Origin of the sequence: Pseudomonas sp. FP2254, from assembly GCF_030687695.1 — a bacterium.
GTDB classification, from domain to species: Bacteria; Pseudomonadota; Gammaproteobacteria; order Pseudomonadales; family Pseudomonadaceae; genus Aquipseudomonas; species Aquipseudomonas quebecensis.
In genome coordinates this window covers 3,421,776-3,438,193 of the sequence record NZ_CP117444.1, presented here as the reverse complement: position 1 = coordinate 3,438,193, position 16,418 = coordinate 3,421,776, and the positions used below count along the sequence as shown (strand labels likewise).

Annotated in this window: 17 protein-coding genes; 6 read left to right on the top strand and 11 right to left on the bottom strand. The window is 63.0% G+C overall.

The window, feature by feature from the left end; all coding sequences use genetic code 11:
• Positions 1-33: 33 nt before the first annotated feature.
• A complete protein-coding gene (locus PSH94_RS15705) occupies positions 34-924 on the top strand; it encodes a 1-aminocyclopropane-1-carboxylate deaminase/D-cysteine desulfhydrase (RefSeq protein WP_305435181.1) in 891 nt (296 codons plus the stop codon).
• Here the strand turns inward: PSH94_RS15705 and PSH94_RS15700 are convergent.
• From PSH94_RS15700 to PSH94_RS15690, 3 genes are all read right to left on the bottom strand, one after another.
• Entirely contained in the window at positions 914-1,471 is a 558-nt protein-coding gene (locus PSH94_RS15700) for a cytochrome b (RefSeq protein WP_305435179.1), read from the bottom strand. The genes PSH94_RS15705 and PSH94_RS15700 overlap by 11 nt on opposite strands.
• 114 nt (positions 1,472-1,585) lie before the next feature.
• On the bottom strand, positions 1,586-2,413 hold the full coding sequence (gene phnX / locus PSH94_RS15695) for a phosphonoacetaldehyde hydrolase (protein WP_305435177.1): 828 nt from the start codon (positions 2,411-2,413) through the stop codon (positions 1,586-1,588).
• Positions 2,410-3,540 (bottom strand): 2-aminoethylphosphonate--pyruvate transaminase, encoded by a 1,131-nt coding sequence (locus tag PSH94_RS15690; RefSeq protein WP_305435176.1) that lies wholly within the window; start codon positions 3,538-3,540, stop codon positions 2,410-2,412. Before PSH94_RS15690 ends, phnX begins: the two co-directional genes overlap by 4 nt.
• A gap of 110 nt (positions 3,541-3,650) precedes the next feature.
• On the opposite strand from PSH94_RS15690, the gene PSH94_RS15685 reads away from it, so the two are divergent.
• Both PSH94_RS15685 and PSH94_RS15680 read left to right on the top strand, forming a co-directional pair.
• Entirely contained in the window at positions 3,651-4,508 is an 858-nt protein-coding gene (locus tag PSH94_RS15685; protein WP_305435174.1) for a LysR substrate-binding domain-containing protein, read from the top strand.
• 100 nt (positions 4,509-4,608) lie between these two features.
• Entirely contained in the window at positions 4,609-5,316 is a 708-nt protein-coding gene (locus PSH94_RS15680) for a YebC/PmpR family DNA-binding transcriptional regulator (RefSeq protein ID WP_034098834.1), read from the top strand.
• A 51-nt stretch (positions 5,317-5,367) separates the two neighbouring features.
• On the opposite strand, the gene PSH94_RS15675 is transcribed toward PSH94_RS15680, so the two are convergent.
• The 4 genes from PSH94_RS15675 to PSH94_RS15660 all read right to left on the bottom strand — a co-directional run bounded on the left by PSH94_RS15675 (position 5,368) and on the right by PSH94_RS15660 (position 9,160).
• A complete protein-coding gene (locus PSH94_RS15675) occupies positions 5,368-6,675 on the bottom strand; it encodes a protein kinase (RefSeq protein ID WP_285428371.1) in 1,308 nt (435 codons plus the stop codon).
• Positions 6,676-6,714: 39 nt separating this feature from the next.
• Complete coding sequence (zapE, locus tag PSH94_RS15670) at positions 6,715-7,809, bottom strand: cell division protein ZapE (RefSeq protein WP_285428369.1); 1,095 nt, start codon at positions 7,807-7,809, stop codon at positions 6,715-6,717.
• 110 nt (positions 7,810-7,919) lie between these two features.
• Positions 7,920-8,657 (bottom strand): anti-sigma factor, encoded by a 738-nt coding sequence (locus PSH94_RS15665; protein WP_305435173.1) that lies wholly within the window; start codon positions 8,655-8,657, stop codon positions 7,920-7,922.
• Complete coding sequence (locus PSH94_RS15660) at positions 8,654-9,160, bottom strand: sigma-70 family RNA polymerase sigma factor (RefSeq protein ID WP_181080966.1); 507 nt, start codon at positions 9,158-9,160, stop codon at positions 8,654-8,656. The genes PSH94_RS15665 and PSH94_RS15660 overlap by 4 nt, the downstream gene beginning before the upstream one ends.
• A gap of 155 nt (positions 9,161-9,315) precedes the next feature.
• Between PSH94_RS15660 and PSH94_RS15655 the strand changes: the two genes are divergently transcribed.
• Positions 9,316-10,398, top strand: coding sequence for a catalase family peroxidase (locus tag PSH94_RS15655; RefSeq protein WP_305435171.1), 1,083 nt, complete (start codon positions 9,316-9,318; stop codon positions 10,396-10,398).
• Positions 10,395-10,934 carry a cytochrome b gene (locus PSH94_RS15650; RefSeq protein ID WP_285428367.1) on the top strand — a complete coding sequence of 180 codons (540 nt, stop codon included), beginning with the start codon at positions 10,395-10,397 and terminating at the stop codon, positions 10,932-10,934. The genes PSH94_RS15655 and PSH94_RS15650 overlap by 4 nt, the downstream gene beginning before the upstream one ends.
• A gap of 17 nt (positions 10,935-10,951) precedes the next feature.
• On the opposite strand, the gene PSH94_RS15645 is transcribed toward PSH94_RS15650, so the two are convergent.
• Together PSH94_RS15645 and PSH94_RS15640 are read right to left on the bottom strand one after the other, a co-directional pair.
• Positions 10,952-12,103 carry a M14-type cytosolic carboxypeptidase gene (locus PSH94_RS15645; protein WP_305435170.1) on the bottom strand — a complete coding sequence of 384 codons (1,152 nt, stop codon included), beginning with the start codon at positions 12,101-12,103 and terminating at the stop codon, positions 10,952-10,954.
• 461 nt (positions 12,104-12,564) lie between these two features.
• Positions 12,565-12,915 carry a DUF3077 domain-containing protein gene (locus tag PSH94_RS15640; RefSeq protein WP_181080962.1) on the bottom strand — a complete coding sequence of 117 codons (351 nt, stop codon included), beginning with the start codon at positions 12,913-12,915 and terminating at the stop codon, positions 12,565-12,567.
• A gap of 131 nt (positions 12,916-13,046) precedes the next feature.
• On the opposite strand from PSH94_RS15640, the gene PSH94_RS15635 reads away from it, so the two are divergent.
• The gene (locus PSH94_RS15635) at positions 13,047-13,679 is read left to right on the top strand and encodes a LexA family transcriptional regulator (RefSeq protein WP_305435169.1); all 633 of its coding nucleotides are present in this window, start codon (positions 13,047-13,049) and stop codon (positions 13,677-13,679) included.
• Here the strand turns inward: PSH94_RS15635 and PSH94_RS15630 are convergent.
• Complete coding sequence (locus PSH94_RS15630; RefSeq protein WP_305435168.1) at positions 13,676-15,601, bottom strand: acetyl/propionyl/methylcrotonyl-CoA carboxylase subunit alpha; 1,926 nt, start codon at positions 15,599-15,601, stop codon at positions 13,676-13,678. The genes PSH94_RS15635 and PSH94_RS15630 overlap by 4 nt on opposite strands.
• Complete coding sequence (locus PSH94_RS15625; RefSeq protein ID WP_305435166.1) at positions 15,598-16,404, bottom strand: gamma-carboxygeranoyl-CoA hydratase; 807 nt, start codon at positions 16,402-16,404, stop codon at positions 15,598-15,600. Before PSH94_RS15625 ends, PSH94_RS15630 begins: the two co-directional genes overlap by 4 nt.
• Positions 16,405-16,418: the final 14 nt, after the last annotated feature.

Genomic DNA, 16,418 nt, shown 5'->3' with positions numbered 1-16,418 from the left:
CTACCGCCCCGTTTTACCGGCAGATCCGACCCCATGGGCCCCTTCGATTGGCATCCCCAGGCTCCTCTTGAACCGTTAGTGCTCGATTGGCTGAACGGCGTCGAACTGGCCGTCCTGCGCCTGGACCGCATCGATCCGCTGATCAGCGGCAACAAGTGGTTCAAACTCACCGAGCATTTGACGCAGGCGCAACAGGCCGGTGCCAGTGGGATCATCAGCCTGGGCGGAGCTTACTCCAATCATCTGCACGCACTGGCGGCGGCAGGCCAGCGCTTTGGTTTCGCCACGGTCGGCCTGATGCGCGGCCATCCCCAGGACACACCCACCGTCCTCGACCTCAAAGCGTTTGGTATGCAGCTGCACTGGCTGGGCTACGGTGGCTATCGTGCGCGCCACGCGGCGGATTTCTGGTTGCCGTGGCGCGAGCAATACCCGCATTTGTATCCCGTGCCCGAAGGCGGCGGCGGGGTGGCCGGGGCGTTGGGTTGCGCCGTGCTGGTTGAACAGGCTCGTGGGCAATTGAGCAATGTGGGCTGGGCCGATTACGACGGCTGGTGGTTGGCGGCGGGCACCGGTACCACCCTGGCCGGGCTGGCGTTGGCGGAAGCCGGCGCGCACCCGGTATATGGGGCGATGGCGGTGCCGGACGATCACGGCGTGGCGCAGAATGTGCGGGCGATCGCAGCGCAAGGTGTCGAACTGCTGGATGCCAGCCGTGGTGGTTTCGCCAAGGTCGACGGGGCATTGCTCGACTTCATTCAGACCACCGAGCAGGCCGCCGGATTGCCGCTTGAGCCGCTTTACACTGGCAAGGCGCTGTCAGCGCTGAAGCAGCAGATCGAAGCCGGGCGCTTTGTGCCCGGCACGCGTCTGATTTTTGTGCACACCGGCGGCTTGCAGGGCCGCCGTGGTATCAAAGGCTAGCGCGTTTGCCCGGTATCATCCGCAGCGCGGTGTTATCGCGGATCACATAGTGATGAACGATCCCCGCCACTGCATGCAGCCCGATCAGCCAGTAGCCGACCTTACCGAACAGCACATGCCAGCCTTCGATCTGCTTGGCCAAGGCCTTGTTTTCTGTGATCAGCGGCGGCAGCTCGATGCCGTAAAACATCACCGAGTGTCCCTCTGCACTGACAATCAGCCACCCGGCAATCGGCATGCCGATCATCAACGCATACAGCGCGAAGTGCATCAGGGTGGCCAGCAGGCGTTGCCATTGCGGCGGGGCGGGGACGATTTTCGGGGCCACCCCCAGGCTGCGTGCGAACAGGCGCAGCCACACCAGCACAAACACGGTCAGGCCGAACATGAAGTGCATTTCCACGATCAGCGTGCGAGCGCCGCTGCCTTTGGGGAACTGCCCACGCAGTTCAATGCAGGCGTACACCACCGCCAGCAGCACCACCATCAGCCAGTGCAGCGCAATTGACATGGTGCTGTAGCGTGTATCGGAATTTTTCCACGGCATCGCTGGGTTCCTCGTTCATCAGGGCATGCCTTCGTTCTTTTGTGACGAAGTATTTCTACTGTATGCCTGTTTCAAACGAGTTGCCCGGTGCGATGGCGGTTTTTTTGATCTTAATCAGTAGCTTTGCGGCATTTCACCGCGGGCCAGGCGCTGGTTGATGTCGGCGATCACCGTTGGCAGGTCATTGAGCGTGTCGATCAGATAGTGGGGACGCGAGCCTGCGAAGAGTGCCTCAATGCGCTGGCGTTCGCGGGCGAGGGTGTCCGGGGCCAGTGCTTGGAACTGTGCGTAGGTCAACCCCAGCGCATTGCCCGAGCAGGTCAGCGCCACGGTCCACATCCCGGCGCGACGCCCTTCGAGGATGCCCGGTACGGTGTCGTCGACTTTCACGCACGCCGCCACATCGTTAATGCCCAGGGCGATGACGTTAGCCAGGGCCTGGGCCGGCCATGGGCGGCCGTTGGGCACTTCGTCGGTGGCAACCACATGGTCGGCGACATAGCCGTTGCGCGCGGCCAGGGCGACCACCTTGTCCATCACCTGCTTGGGGTAGCCGGAACAGGAGCCGATCTTGATCCCCTGGGCGCGCAGTGTGGCGATGGTGTCGAGCGCGCCGGGGATCAACGCCGAATGCTCGGCGATCTTCTCGATCTGCAAGGGCATGAAGCGCTGGTAAATGGCGGTCACGTCGTCATCGGTGGGCGTGCGTGCGAACGTCTGGCGGTAACGCTCGGCCACCTGTGGCTGATTGCACAGGGTGCGGATGTGGTCCCACTTGCCCATGCCCATCGGGCCGCGGGCTTCTTCAATGGAGACCTGCACGCCGAATTCGGCGAAGGCCTCGACAAAAATTTGGGTCGGCGCGAAGGAGCCGAAGTCGACCACGGTGCCGGCCCAATCGAGGATCGCGGCCTGGAGAGTGGTGGGGTTTTGATAGTTCATACGGGTACTCCAGACGCAGAGAGAAGCGGAATGTGCATGGCGCGCAATACCTGGGCGATGGCCGTTACGGCGGCGCGCATGTCGGCTGCGTCGACGTGGCCGATGCAGCCGACACGAAAGGTTTCCACCTGGGTCAATTTGCCGGGGTACAGGATGAAACCCTTGGCCTTGACCCGCTCGTAGAAGTCCTTGAACTGGTAGCGTGAGTGCTGCGGGGCGTGAAAGGTGACGATGATCGGGGCCTGGATCGCCGCCGGCAGGAAGCTGCGCAGGCCGAGTTCGGCCATGCCCTCAAGCAACGCCTGACAATTGCGCGCATAGCGCTGATGACGGGCAGGCAGGCCGCCTTCTTCACGGTATTGCAGCAGCGCCTCGTGCAGCGCGGCGACCACATGGGTGGGCGGGGTGAAGCGCCATTGACCGGTTTTGGCCCGGTAGCTGTGCTGGTCGAACAGGTCCAGCGCCAGGGAGTGGCAGTTGCCTTGGGCGGCGGCCAGCGACTGCTTGTCGGCAAAGACGAAACCCATGCCCGGCACGCCTTCCAGGCATTTGCCCGACGCGGCGATCAGCGCATCGAAAGGCACGTCGCGGGCATCGATCGGCAGCGCACCGAAGGAACTCATGGCGTCGACGATCAAGCGCTTGCCATGGCGCTTTACGACATGCGCGATGGCCGACAGCGGGTTGAGAATGCCGGTGCTGGTTTCGCAATGGATCAGCGCGACGTGGGTGATGGACGGGTCGGCATGCAGCAGGCGGTCCACATCGGCGGCGGTGGTGGGTTGGTCCTCGGCGGTTTCAAAGGTGCTGGACGCACGGCCGAGCACGTCGCAGATCTTCGCCAGGCGTTTGCCGTAGGCACCGTTGATCAGCACCAGAACCTTGCCATCGCGTGGCACCAGGGTGCCGATTGCGGCCTCGACAGCGAAGGTGCCGCTGCCTTGCAGAGGGACGCAGTGGTGGCTGTCGGCGCCGTGGATGATGGCCAGCAACTGTTCGCAGACATCGGTGGTGAGCTGGTTGAAACGGTCATCCCAGGAACCCCAGTCCACCAGCATGGCCTGGCGGGTGCGGGCAGACGTGGTCAGGGGGCCTGGGGTCAATAGTATCGGCGCGGTAGGGAGCATCTCGGGTTCTCGAAAGCGTTGGGTTGAATCTACGGCGCTTACGTTGCGGTTTAGCGTTATATCAATCAAATTGTTTGTTGTTATGCGAGCTATCAGCGAGGCCGATAAGCATGAACCTGTTCCAATTGCGTGCATTCGATGCCGTGGCCCGCGAGGGCAGCTTTACCCGGGCGGCGGCGCGGCTGTTTATCAGCCAGCCGGCGGTGACCGGGCATATCAAAGCCTTGGAGGAGCACTACCAGATCCCGCTGTTACGTCGAACGGCGCGGCGGGTTGAGTTGACCGAGGAGGGCGCGCGGCTGGCGGCGATCACCCGCGCTATCTTCGGCCTGGTGGATGAGGCGCAGGCGCTGCTGGAAGCCAATCGCCAATTACTCAGCGGGCGCCTGGAAGTCGCGGCGGACGGCCCGCATCTGGTCATGCCGATGATCGCCAGTCTGCGCGAGCGGTATCCTGGCATCACTGTCAATCTGCGCCTGGGCAATGCCCAAGAGACCCTCGCCGCGCTGTTGGCCGAGCATGCCGATGTGGCGGTGCTGACCGAGGTTGAACCCCGCCATGGTGTGCACTTACAGCTCTTGGGCGAATCGCACATCTGCGCCTTGGTACCGGCCGGCCACCCTTGGGCGGGATTGTCCGAAGGCATTGGCCTGGAGCAACTGAACGAGGTGATTATGGTGCTGCGCGAGCCCGGTTCGATCACCCGTCGTACCTTTGATGCTGTCTGCCAAGCCGCCGATGTGCAGCCCAAGGTGCTGCTGGAGCTCGATAGCCGTGAAGCGGTGACCGAAGCCGTCGCCGCGCAATTGGGCGTCGGGGTGGTGTCGTCACTGGAGACCAGCCCGGACCCGCGGGTGCGGGCGGTGCCGATCCGCGGCGTCGGTTTATCGAACCGGCACAGCCTCGGCTGCATGGAGCGACGCCGTTCGCTGCGGCTGATTCAGGCGTTTTTCGAGCTGGCGCCGTGACGGTTTTTTGGTGGAACGATGCGTCCCTGCGCTATAAACTCTGCCCCCAAAGCGCCGGCCAGTAGACGTTTCGGCGCGATGGACGAGAAGAGAGCGAGTCATGGGCGCACAGTGGAAAGTCAAACATAAAGAAGCGGCAGCCAATGCCAAGGGCAAGATCTTCGGCAAACTGGTGAAGGAAATCACCATCGCCGCGCGCAATGGTGCCGATACCGCGACCAACGCCCACCTGCGTCTGGTGGTGGAACAGGCGAAAAAGGCCTCGATGCCCAAGGAAACCCTGGACCGCGCCATCAAGAAAGGCGCCGGTCTGCTCGGCGAAACCGTGCAGTACCACCGCGTGACCTACGAAGGGTTCGCGCCGCATCAGGTGCCGCTGATCGTCGAATGCGTGACCGATAACATCAACCGCACCGTGGCGGAAATCCGCGTGGCATTTCGCAAGGGCCAACTCGGCGCTTCCGGTTCCGTGGCCTGGGACTTCAACCACGTCGGTCTGATCGAGGCCTCGCCGGACAGCCCGGACGCCGACCCTGAAATGGCCGCCATCGAAGCCGGCGCGCAGGATTTCGAAGACGGCGAAGAAGAGGGCACCACCCTGTTCATCACCGAAACCACCGACCTCGACGCGGTGCAGAAAGCCCTGCCGGAGCAAGGCTTCACCGTGCTGTCGGCCAAGCTGGGCTATATCTCGAAGAACCCGGTAAGCGGTCTGACCGATGAGCAGATGGCCGAAGTCGAAGCCTTCCTTGAAGGCCTGGACAACCATGACGACGTGCAGGACATGTTCGTCGGCCTGGCGGGCTGATAAACGGCTGAGCAAGGTGGAGGGGGCGAGCCCCCTCTGACATTGCCTTAATTAATCACAGCTGCAGAGGGAGTGAAGCTGCTCCTCGATCTCTTCAAAACCTGGCCGCGCCAGTACATCCGGCTGGCAGCAGCGCGCTTGCAACGCCACCAGTGCCGCCTCCACGGGTTGCCCCTCGATCCGCTCCAGCAATTCCCCCAACAGCACGCCGAAGGCCCGCACTTCGATGCGCTGCAATGCCCGGGTTTCCACGGTGTCCGCCACGGCATGGAATGACGCTGCGCCAAAATCCCCCAGCAAACAATCGCCCGCCGCGTTCCACAGAATATTGTGGGCGTACAGGTCGCCATGGGTGATGCCGTGACGGTGCAAATGCGCCGCCACCGAAGCGATGCCACGGGCTATGCGCAGTGCGACATCGACGCTGAAACGGGTGTCGGGCGCATAGATGTCACGAGTGCAGGACGCCAGGCTGGGCAGGGCCGCCAGGTTACGGTAGCTCGGCTCGATCAGGTCCATCACCAATGCAGCCTGGTCAGCGGGGTGGCCGACCACGCGACCTTGTACGTTGATCAGGTTGGGGTGCCGGCCGGCGGCGATGCATGCCTGCATCTCGTGCAGCGGCGAACCGTCGCTGGTGATCGTGCCTTTGTAGAGCTTGACCGCCACCGGCAGGGCCTGGGGTGTCCACACGGCTTTGTGGATCACGCCGGATGCACCTTCGCCGAGGACGTCGGCCAGTGCCAGTTCGCCCCAGGCAATATCCGCTGTGGCGTCATCGTCCGTGACGGCCACCGCCATTTCCACCGGGTTACCGGCATAGGCCAGCCAAGTCAGGCTTGGCAGTGACAGCAGCCAGTCCGGGAGATGACTGAGGCGATTGGAGGCGATGCGGATCAGCTCCAGGTTGTGGCACTGAGCCAGGCTGCGCGGCAGTTGTTCCAGTTGATTGCCGGCCAGCATCAGCTTTTGCAGCAAAGGCCGCTCGCCCAACTCGTCGGGCAGCTGGCGGATGCTGTTGTCGGTGAGGATCAGCCAGCGCAACAGCGGCGGCAGCGCGGCGGCGGGCACCTGGCTGATACGGTTGGCCTTGAAACCGATCATGCTCAGCTTTGCGCATTGGCCCAGGCAGGTCGGCAGTTCGGTAAAGGCGTTGTCCGAGCAGAACAACACGCGCAGGTGCGACAGACGGTGCAGGTCATCCGGCAAACGGCTCAGGGCGTTACCGCTGAGGTTGAGGATTTCCAGGGTGTCGGCCAGTTCGAAGATTTCCCGTGGGAACTCGGTGAGCCCGCAGGACAAGTCCAGGCGCGTGATACCGGCCAGTTGGCCGGCCTTGAGTTGGGCGAGGGTATGCATGAACGGCGCGGTCACTCGGCTAGGGGACGTAAAGGGCGCTCATGATACCGGGTCGGGCAGGGGTTGCGGGTCGGTCTGTTGCAATTGACTCAGGCGGCTGGCGGTGCGCGCCAGATCGATAGCCTGGCCTGCGAGGCAGTCGGCCAACCGCTCGTTGCCGATCAGGATCAGGTGCTTGTCGCGGTCGTAGAGCACGTCCACCAGGTTGATAAAACGCTGCTGCACGGCAATCGGGCACTGCGCCAGGCGGGGCAGTCCGTCGATGATCCAGTGATCGAAAGCTTCGCACAGCAAGAGGTAGTCCATCACCGCCGTCAGTTCCTCGCAGAGATCGGCGAAGGTGAAGGCAATTGTGCGCGCCTGGTGGTGGCGACACAGCAGTTGCCGGTTACCCACCTGCAGGTGCTGCGCCGGGCCTTGGGTCGCCGGCAGGTCGAGGGCGGCACGTTGCGCCGCCGTGCCTGGCCACACGTAGCGGCCGGCAGTAAAGCGTTGTGTGGCGTGGGCCTGGGGCAGGCTGCGAAAGTCCTGGGGCGAGCTGACCTCGAGCACGTCCATGCGCGCGGCGATCAGGTCGATCACCGGCTTGAAGCGCTGGTGGTACAGCGGATTGGGCAACAATCCTTCGGGCGGGTAGTTGGAGGTGACCAGCACCAGCATGCCGCGCTGGAACAGGGCCTTGAACAACCGGCTGATCAGCATGGCGTCGCCGATGTCGTGGACGTGAAACTCGTCGAAGCACAACACCCGGCAGTTTGCCAACAAATTATCCAGCGTCGCGCCCAGCGCATCGTGCTGTTCGCGGTGCTGGAACATGCCCTGGTGCAGGCGCGCGAAAAAATCGTGGAAATGCACTCGCTGCTTTTCAGCCAACGGCAACGCCTGGAAAAAGCCGTCCAGCAGCCAGCTTTTACCGCGCCCCACCGGCCCGTGCAGGTACAGGCTGCGAGTGGCGTGGCCGGCGAGCAGGTGTGCGGTTTCGCGGGCCATGGCGGCAATCGCGCGGGTTTGCCCGGCGCTGAGGGTGTAGCCCTGTTGCTGGGCTTTTTGCGCAAAGAATTGCGCGATGCAAGCGTCGTTGCGTGGCGAGCGATGTTTACCAAGCAGGCGACGGATCAAAGTCGGCACGGCCAATACGGGTCACTCTGTGGGGCAAAGGTCGCTTACTTTAGGACGCGCGCGCCACTTTGACCAATAGCGAAGGCGCGAATCGGCCATCTCGAAAACGCATGGCGCGCGTGCGGCTAGAAGGTCTGCAGCGGCGCCACCGGGTGATCCGCCGGGCTGACCACCGCGTAGTTATAGCCGCCCCCGGACCAGTATTGCGCCTGCAGGCCATCGGCGGTGCGGCTGCCCCGGGGCAGGAAGCCATTGCCCGGCCCCGGCGGGCGGATGTAGAAACTGATGCGCCTGCCTTGCGCGTCCTGGTACAGCACCATGGCGGCAGCGCCTTGGTCGGTGGTGAGCAGGCGCCCGCTGACCGGCTGGAAACCTGACTGGCTCAAGTCCGGCAGGCGATGGGCCTGGTAGAAGTAGCGGTCGAGCCAGGCTTGCATGGTGCCGCTGTCCTGAGCGCTGTAGTCGGCGGGCAGGATGCCGTCCTGAGCGAACAGGCGAAACGCTTGCATGGCATCGGCCATGGGTTGCAGGGGCGGTTGCGTGGCCTCGCGGGCATGCCAGCCGCCCAGGCCGCCGAGGCTGACCGCTATCAACAACAGCGCCGCCGTAGCCAGGTGGCGGCGTGACTGACGCTTGATGCGCTGGCGGATCAGCGCCGGGTCCAACTGCGGGTTGGCCGGCTGTTGCAGCGCACCGCCCAGGGCCGCACGCAATGTGTGCGCGTCCTGTTGCCAGGCCTGCACTTGGGCCGCCACCTCCGGGTGCGCCGCCAGCCACGTCTCCAGGACCTGCCGGTCACTGTGCGAGAGCTGATGATCGACATAGGCATGCAGGTCGTGTTCGTTGGGGGGCAGGCTGATCATTTGAGTATCCGCAGGGAAGGGCTGGCAATTTCGCCATCACTGAGTTGACGCAGGGCCTGGCGCGCCCGTGACAACCGCGACATCACGGTGCCGAGGGGCACGTCGAGAATCTCGGCGACTTCTTTGTAGCTCAAGCCTTCGACGGACACCCACAGCAGCAGCGCGCGTTGCTCGGTATTCAATTGATCGAAGGCTTGCAGGGTCGACTGAGCGATCACGGTGCGTTCGACCGAGGGCTGCACGTCTTCGCGCCCGGTGATGAAGTCGAGCATGCGCGCATAGCGTCGAGTACGGCGGTGGGCGTCCAGGAACTGGCGATAGAGGATCGAGAACAGCCACGCGCGCAGGTCGCCTTCCGGGCGCTTGTGGGCCCAGCGGGTGATCGCACGCTCCAGCGTAGCCTGGACCAGGTCGTCTGCGCTGCTGGTATTACGCGTGAGGGAGACGGCGAAGCGCCGTAGCCGGGGAAGGAGTTCACGTAACGGTTCGTCGAGTTCGTGCATGGGAATCTGTCTGGCCACTACGCTGGGACATGAGAGACGTCGGGGATCGGAGATTATTCCCGGCGGTGAAAAATAAACTCGGGGCCCGGGAATAGACCACCGCAGCGTTCGTCTCAATGCTCCGACCTTCTGGTTTATTGTCTTGGAGTTGTGTCATGGTAGATCACTCACCACCCCCCCGTCCTGCCTTGAGCACTGCGAGCCTGTTGGCCCGCCTGACTGCAATCGGCATTGTGGTTGCCGGTGTGGCCGCGGCGTTTGCCTACGTCAACGGCAGCCTGGACCCACAGCGACTGCGGCCTAAAACCCTGGTCAATGCCCTGGAAACCAATAACGGCGTGCACCCAGGCTTTCGACGCAACCACGCCAAGGGCGTGTGCGTAGCCGGGTACTTCGAGAGCAGCCCCGAGGCTCGTGCCTACTCCCGTGCACAAGTGTTCAACGAGGCGAAAACCCCGGTGGTCGGCCGCTTCGCCTTGCCCAGCGGTAACCCCTACGCCCCGGACAGCAGCGTACCGATCCGCAGCTTTGCCGTGCAGTTCAGCCAGGCCAACGGCCAGCAATGGCGTACCGGCATGAACAGCATGCCGGTGTTCCCGGTGGGCACCCCCGAGGCGTTTTACCAATTGCTCAAGGCTGGCGCCCCGGATCCGGCCACCGGTAAGCCGAACCCGGCGAGCATGCCCGCGTTTTTCGCCGCCCATCCGGAGGCCGCACCGTTCCTGGCGTGGGTCAAGACCGCCAAACCGTCGGCCAGCTACGCGACTGAGACCTACAACGGCATCAACGCTTTTTACCTGGTGAGCGCCGATGGCGAGCGCCACGCCGTACGCTGGACGGTGGTGCCTCAGAGCCAGGATGCGACGGGCGCTGCGCCAGCCGACGGCGCGGACTTTCTCGAGAAGGACCTGGTACAGCGTCTGGCCGCCGGACCGTTGCGCTGGCAGTTGAACATGACCCTGGCCAATCCTGGTGACCCACTGGACGATGCGAGCAAACCCTGGACCGGCGACCATAAGGTGCTGAACGCCGGTGCCCTGGTGCTGGACAGCAGCCAACCGCAAGCCGACGGTGATTGCCGGGACATCAACTTCGATCCGCTGATCCTGCCCAGCGGCATCGAAGCCTCCCATGATCCTCTGCTGGCCGCCCGTTCGGCCGCATACGCCAGTTCGTACCTGCGCCGCGCCAGCGAAGTCAGCCCCTTGCACAGTGCTCCACAGGAGTCGAAACCATGAACGCCTCTCCCCAGTTCTTCGCTCCCCTGGCCCGTCTGCTGCATTGGCTGATGGCGTTGTTGGTTATCGCCATGCTGTTTATCGGCGCAGGCCTGGCGGCCTCGGTGTCGCAGCGGCATGCCTGGTTGATCGACCTGCACAAACCGCTGGGCATCGCGATCCTGGCACTCGTTATCGTCAGGCTGGTGGTGCGCTTTTCTACGCAACAGCCGCCGTTGCCCAGCGATTTACCGTTGTGGCAAGTGCTGGCGGCGAAGGCGTCGCACCTGATGTTGTATGGCTTGATGCTGGTGCTGCCGCTGCTGGGCTGGGCGATGATTTCGGCGGCGGGCGACCCGGTGATGCTCAGCAGTTCGGTGCGGTTGCCGGCGCTGGTGGGGGCGGATGCGCCGTTGTTCGCCATACTGCGCAAGGCCCATGGCTACCTGGCATACCTGCTGTTCCTGACGGTGTTGGTGCACCTGGCCGCGGCGTTGTTTCACGGGCTGATTCGCCGGGACGGCGTGCTGCAAAGCATGACCGGCACCAGGCACTGAGGCCGGGGTTCGTCGCGTCAGCGCAATAGGCCGACGATATCGGCGATGCTGCTCAACACATCCTTGCCCAGTTGCATCGAGCGTTTGCCGGACCAACCGGTATGCGGGTTGGGCGCGTCGTCGTTGTCCTTGAATGGCATTTCCAGGGTCAGCGACAGGCAATCGTATTGTTGGCCGACCGCGTTGCAGGCCAATGTCATGTTGGCCTCGCCCGGCAGGTCGCGGGTGTAGCCGTGGGTCGTCTGGAAGTCACGGGTCAACCCGCTCAGGTGGGTGCGAAAGTGCTTTTCCAGCGCTTCAAGGCGCGCCGTATAGCCAGGGTTGCCTTCGCAGGCGGCGGCGAACACGTAGGGGATTTCTTCATCACCGTGAATATCCAGGAACAGGTCTACGCCATATTTCGCCATTTGCTGTTGCACGAACAGCACTTCCGGGCTGGTCTCCTGGCTGGCGCTCTGCCACGCGCGGTTGAGGTCCTGGCCCAGGGCGTTGGTGCGCAGGTGACCATGGAAGGCACCATCCGGGTTCATGTTGGGCACCAGGTAAAGATCGGCCACGGCCAGCAGCTTTTTCATCTCGGCATCGCCATCCTGCTGCAGGCGTTCGATGACGCCTTCCATGAACCACTCGGCCATGTGTTCGCCAGGATGCTGCTGAGCAATGATCCATACGTTGCGCCGACCTGAGCCACCCTTGCCGCGGCGCAGCAATTGAATATCACGGTTCTCGGCACTTTTGCCGGTCGCCAGCAACTGCGTGTGGGGGTGTTCCAGCGCGTGCTCGATCAGCCAGGCGTGGCGCTCGCGTGAGTAGGGTTCAAAGTAGGCGAACCAGGCGTGTTTTTCGCGAGTTTCCAGACTGATGTGTAGGATTTCCCCGTCAAAGCGTGTCGGTACGCGAAACCAGTTGACGTGGTCATAGGACGCGACGGCTTGGTAACCGCTCCACGCATGGGGGTAGGACGAGCGCCCCGCGTTGCTCAGGCGATAGGTGTGGGTATGGCCCACGTGCATGCCTTCGGCCTTGAAGTGGAACCACTGGAAATGCTGGCTGCGGGTATCGGGCTTGATGGCCAGGAGCAACTGGTAGGCGTCGCTGGCATCCAGCACCTGGATATTGCCGCTGTCGAAGTCGGTACTGATCTTGATGGAGGTCAAGGCCACGGTCATAGTCTGATTGCCTGAGTATGATTGTTGTGGCGGCTATATTACACAGGAGTCCGGCAAAGCCAGGCTGCAAAATTGTTGCGGGGCGGGGGCGTCATCCATGACGCTGCGGCAGCTTAGAGTCTATGAGATTGATTCTCAAGCGCTATTTCCCAAAGATCGAGTGCTCGGCCTGCGAGCGGCTTTCTTTCAGCGATAGTCTTTTGCTACCATGCGTGCCATTACGCAACACACAGTCTTCATTAGCCTGAAGCCATGCCAGTAACACTGGCAAAAAAAAGACCCGGCCAAAGAGCCGGGTCAAAAACCGTGATTAGCCTGATGAGGAGATATTCCAAGAGTCCGACCTAAGGTCTCTTGGTCTATCGACTGATCTCGCGATCAGCTAGGCCCAATAATAATCATTATCATTTGCAAGTCAAATGTTTTTATCTGCGCGATAGAAATATTCTGGCGTGGCGCCTTCAGATCTCCGCCTGTGCTTCCCGCGCCTGCATCGACCGCTCCACCATCGCCTTCGCCATATCGATTAAATACACCACTGAAAACGCCAGGTCGCGATGGTTGCCTTGATGGCTGCTGGCGGACTCATAGGCGGTGGCCGCTGCGCTGCGCAGCAGGTCCGACGCATGGACCAGGGCTTCCTCCTGGCTGATACCGGGCTTGATAGCGAACAAGGCCTCGTTCGCGACGGGCGCGGACATGTCTTCTTTCAAGTAAAAATCCAACGCGCGCTGGGCGGCACCGCTGTTGCACAGGTCGTGCAGATCAACGTTTTCGGGAGTTTCAGGCAGCAGGTAAGGGCTTGTCGTCATGAGGGGCAGTACTCTGGGTGGGGTGTCGAAAACCGTCTGCCTGATAATAGTACGTATCGTATTTATGTCGTTTTATGGATTACTACAAACTGTTTATTGCCATGAAAACGTCCTGCCGTATTGTCTGGCCCATGGATAAATGGATCGGGTTGGTCAAAGCCAACATGAAAGACCGCAAGGTCACCCAGGGTGAATTGGCTGAGCGCCTGGGCATGTCCCAGGGCGGTGTCGGCCATTGGCTCAACAAGCGTCGCGTGCCGAGCCTGGCGGATATGAACCGGGTGCTCGAGGCGTTGGGCCTGGGTGATCTGGAAGTGGTGCAGGAGGTGCGCGAACGGCAGGCCGAAACCGCCTCGCCGATGCCCCGGCCCGCGTATTACCGCTACCCGGTCAACGACTGGAACAGCCTGTGTGAAGTTCGCGAGGAACGCCCGGCCTACGGCGGTGCGCGCTATGAAGCCGCTGACTACCACGCCAGGGGCGACGCTTTCTGGTTACCGGTCATGGGCGACGCGATGACCGCACCCAGCGGCCTGAGCATTGGCGCAGGGATGATGATCCTGGTGGACCCGGCCATCAGCGCCCAACCCGGCAAATTGGTGGTCGCACAATGGCCCGATAGCCCCCACGCCACTTTCCGCCAATTGCTGGAGGAGAGCGGTCAACTTTACCTGGTACCGCTCAACCCCACCTATCCGAAACAACTGTTCACCGAGGGGTGGCGTATCCTCGGCGTCGTGGTGCTGGCCATGGCAAGGTTCTAGCCGGCCGGTTCGAGGTCCACCAGCACGCATCCTTCGGCAACCATTTCGCCTTCCTGACAGAAGAGTGCCTTGACTACCCCGGCCTGGGGCGCACGAATGCTGTGTTCCATCTTCATTGCTTCAAGCACCACCATCAGAGTGCCGGCCTCGACCGTCTGGCCGACGTCCACCAGCACCCGCACAATGCTGCCGTTCATGGGCGCGACGAGGCCACCCTGATGCGATTGGTTGGCCCCCACGGCGGCAATCGGATCGAACAGGCTGACCCCATGCATTTCGCCGTCCCAGCGTACAAACACCACGTCTGCGTGGCGCACCGCCAATTGGCTGCAACGCACGCCGTCGCGGTCGATGATCAACTGCTCACCGTGCAGTTGCGCGGGGTCCGGCGCCAGGGTCACCAGTCGATCCTGCCCGTTGCAGCTCAAGTGCAGTGACACCTCGGCGGGCAATCCCGCTCTAAAGCCACGGATGTCCGCCCACGGACCCTTGCCGGCGGGCAGGCTCTGCATGAATGCTTCACCCGCGACCTGCCAGAACGCGTCACTCAACGCACCGGCCGGCGGCAGCAGTTGTTCCTGATAGCGCGGGATAAACCCGGTATCGAGTTCCGCGGCGGCGAACGCCGGATGCGCGATAATGCGCCGCAGGAAACCCAGGTTGGTCTTCAGCCCGCCCACGGCGAATTCGTCGAGCATGCTCAGCAACCGCAGCCGCGCCTGCTCACGGTCTTCGCCCCAGGCGATCAGCTTGCCCAGCATCGGGTCGTAGAATGGCGAGACGCTGTCACCCTGAGCCACGCCGCTGTCCACGCGGCGCCCAGGGCCGGGGGCGGATTCGCGATAAAGCGTCAGGTGGCCGGTGGCGGGCATAAAATCATTGGCCGGGTCCTCGGCATACAGGCGCACTTCAATGGCATGGCCGATCAAGGGCACCTGCGCCTGGGTAATTGGCAACGCTTGACCCTGCGCCACACGAATCTGCCATGCCACCAGGTCCAGGCCGGTGATCGCCTCGGTGACCGGGTGTTCCACCTGCAGCCGCGTATTCATCTCCATAAAGAAGAACTCACCGCGTGCGTCAAGCAGGAACTCCACGGTGCCGGCGCCGACATAGCCGATTGCCTGGGCCGCCCGCACGGCGGCCTCACCCATCGCGCGGCGTTGTTCAGCACTCAAACCAGGGGCCGGGGCTTCTTCCACGACTTTCTGATGGCGGCGCTGGATCGAGCAATCGCGTTCATTCAGATACAGGCAGTGCCCATGCTGGTCGGCGAAAACCTGGATTTCCACATGGCGGGGCTTGAGCAGGTATTTCTCCACCAGCATCTGCCCGTTGCCAAATGACGACAACGCCTCGCGCTGGGCGGAAGCCAGGGCGTCGGCCAACTGGCTGACATCCTCGACCACCTTCATGCCCTTGCCGCCGCCGCCGGCCGTGGCCTTGAGCAGCACCGGGTAACCGATGCGGGCGCAGGCGTCGCGGAAGGTCTCCAGGTCCTGGGCCTCGCCGTGGTAGCCCGGCACCAAGGGCACGCCGGCGGTTTCCATCAATTGCTTGGCCGCCGATTTGCTCCCCATGGCGTCGATGGCCGAGGCGGGCGGGCCGAGAAAGATCAACCCGGCGGCTTCGATGGCACGGGCGAAACCGGCATTTTCCGAGAGAAATCCATAGCCCGGATGAATGGCTTGGGCGCCGCTGGCGTGGGCGGCGGCGATCAGTTTGTCGATCTGCAGGTAGCTTTCGCTGGCCTTGCTGCCGCCCAGGTCGACGCACATATCCGCTTCGCGGCAGTGTCGCGCGTCACGGTCGATGGCGCTGTGCACCGCCACGGTGGTCAGGCCCATGGCCTTGGCGGTGCGCATCACGCGACAGGCGATCTCACCGCGGTTGGCGACCAATACGCGGGTCAATGTGCTCATGAACGCGGCTCCTGCGTCTGCCAGCTCGGTGGACGCTTCTGCAGAAAGGCGCGCAAGCCTTCCTGCCCCTCGGCGCTGACGCGGATGCGGGCGATGGCGTTTTCGCAGTAGCGGCGCAACGCCGGGGTGAGGGCGCCATTGCCGACTTCGCGCAACAGGTCCTTGCTGGCGCGCATCGCGGCCGGGCTGTTGTGCAGCAGATTGGCTATCCAATGTTCGACGTGAATGTCCAGCTCGTCCGCCGGGTAGCTTTCCGCCAGCAGGCCGATTTCACGCGCGCGCTGGCCGCCAAAGCGCTCGGCGGTCAGGGCATAGCGCCGCGCCGCGCGTTCGCCGATGGCCTGCACCACGAAGGGGCTGATCACCGCCGGCGCCAGGCCGATGCGCACTTCCGACAGGCAGAACTGCGCATCGTCGGCGCCGATAGCCATGTCGCAACAACTGATCAGGCCCAGGGCGCCGCCGTAAGCCGCGCCTTGCACCACCGCCAGGGTGGGGATTTTCAGCTTGGCCAGGTTGTACATCAGCTCCGCCAGCTCGCGGGCGTCGTCAAGGTTGGTGTGGTAATCCAGCTCAGCCGATTGCTGCATCCAGGCCAGGTCGGCCCCGGCGCTGAAGTGCTTGCCGCGTCCGCGCAGCAGCAGAAACCGCAGGGAGCCGTCGCCCTGCACCTGGTCGAGGGCGATGATCAATTCGCGGATCATCTCGGCGTTAAATGCGTTGTTCTTGGCTTCACGACTGAGCCACAGCGTGGCAAAGCCACGGCGGTCGGTGATCAGTTCGAGGGTATTGAAATCGCTCATGGGTGCAGCTCCAT

Coding starts and splice junctions, on each gene's coding strand:
- PSH94_RS15700 (WP_305435179.1), bottom strand. CDS start 1,471: ATGCCGTGGAAAAATTCCGATACACGCTACAGCACCATGTCAATTGCG.
- PSH94_RS15660 (WP_181080966.1), bottom strand. CDS start 9,160: ATGCACGAACTCGACGAACCGTTACGTGAACTCCTTCCCCGGCTACGG.
- PSH94_RS15705 (WP_305435181.1), top strand. CDS start 34: ATGGGCCCCTTCGATTGGCATCCCCAGGCTCCTCTTGAACCGTTAGTG.
- PSH94_RS15675 (WP_285428371.1), bottom strand. CDS start 6,675: ATGCATACCCTCGCCCAACTCAAGGCCGGCCAACTGGCCGGTATCACG.
- PSH94_RS15625 (WP_305435166.1), bottom strand. CDS start 16,404: ATGAGCGATTTCAATACCCTCGAACTGATCACCGACCGCCGTGGCTTT.
- PSH94_RS15630 (WP_305435168.1), bottom strand. CDS start 15,601: ATGAGCACATTGACCCGCGTATTGGTCGCCAACCGCGGTGAGATCGCC.
- PSH94_RS15640 (WP_181080962.1), bottom strand. CDS start 12,915: ATGACGACAAGCCCTTACCTGCTGCCTGAAACTCCCGAAAACGTTGAT.
- phnX (WP_305435177.1), bottom strand. CDS start 2,413: ATGAACTATCAAAACCCCACCACTCTCCAGGCCGCGATCCTCGATTGG.
- PSH94_RS15665 (WP_305435173.1), bottom strand. CDS start 8,657: ATGATCAGCCTGCCCCCCAACGAACACGACCTGCATGCCTATGTCGAT.
- PSH94_RS15685 (WP_305435174.1), top strand. CDS start 3,651: ATGAACCTGTTCCAATTGCGTGCATTCGATGCCGTGGCCCGCGAGGGC.
- PSH94_RS15645 (WP_305435170.1), bottom strand. CDS start 12,103: ATGACCGTGGCCTTGACCTCCATCAAGATCAGTACCGACTTCGACAGC.
- PSH94_RS15650 (WP_285428367.1), top strand. CDS start 10,395: ATGAACGCCTCTCCCCAGTTCTTCGCTCCCCTGGCCCGTCTGCTGCAT.
- PSH94_RS15655 (WP_305435171.1), top strand. CDS start 9,316: ATGGTAGATCACTCACCACCCCCCCGTCCTGCCTTGAGCACTGCGAGC.
- PSH94_RS15635 (WP_305435169.1), top strand. CDS start 13,047: ATGGATAAATGGATCGGGTTGGTCAAAGCCAACATGAAAGACCGCAAG.
- PSH94_RS15690 (WP_305435176.1), bottom strand. CDS start 3,540: ATGCTCCCTACCGCGCCGATACTATTGACCCCAGGCCCCCTGACCACG.
- PSH94_RS15680 (WP_034098834.1), top strand. CDS start 4,609: ATGGGCGCACAGTGGAAAGTCAAACATAAAGAAGCGGCAGCCAATGCC.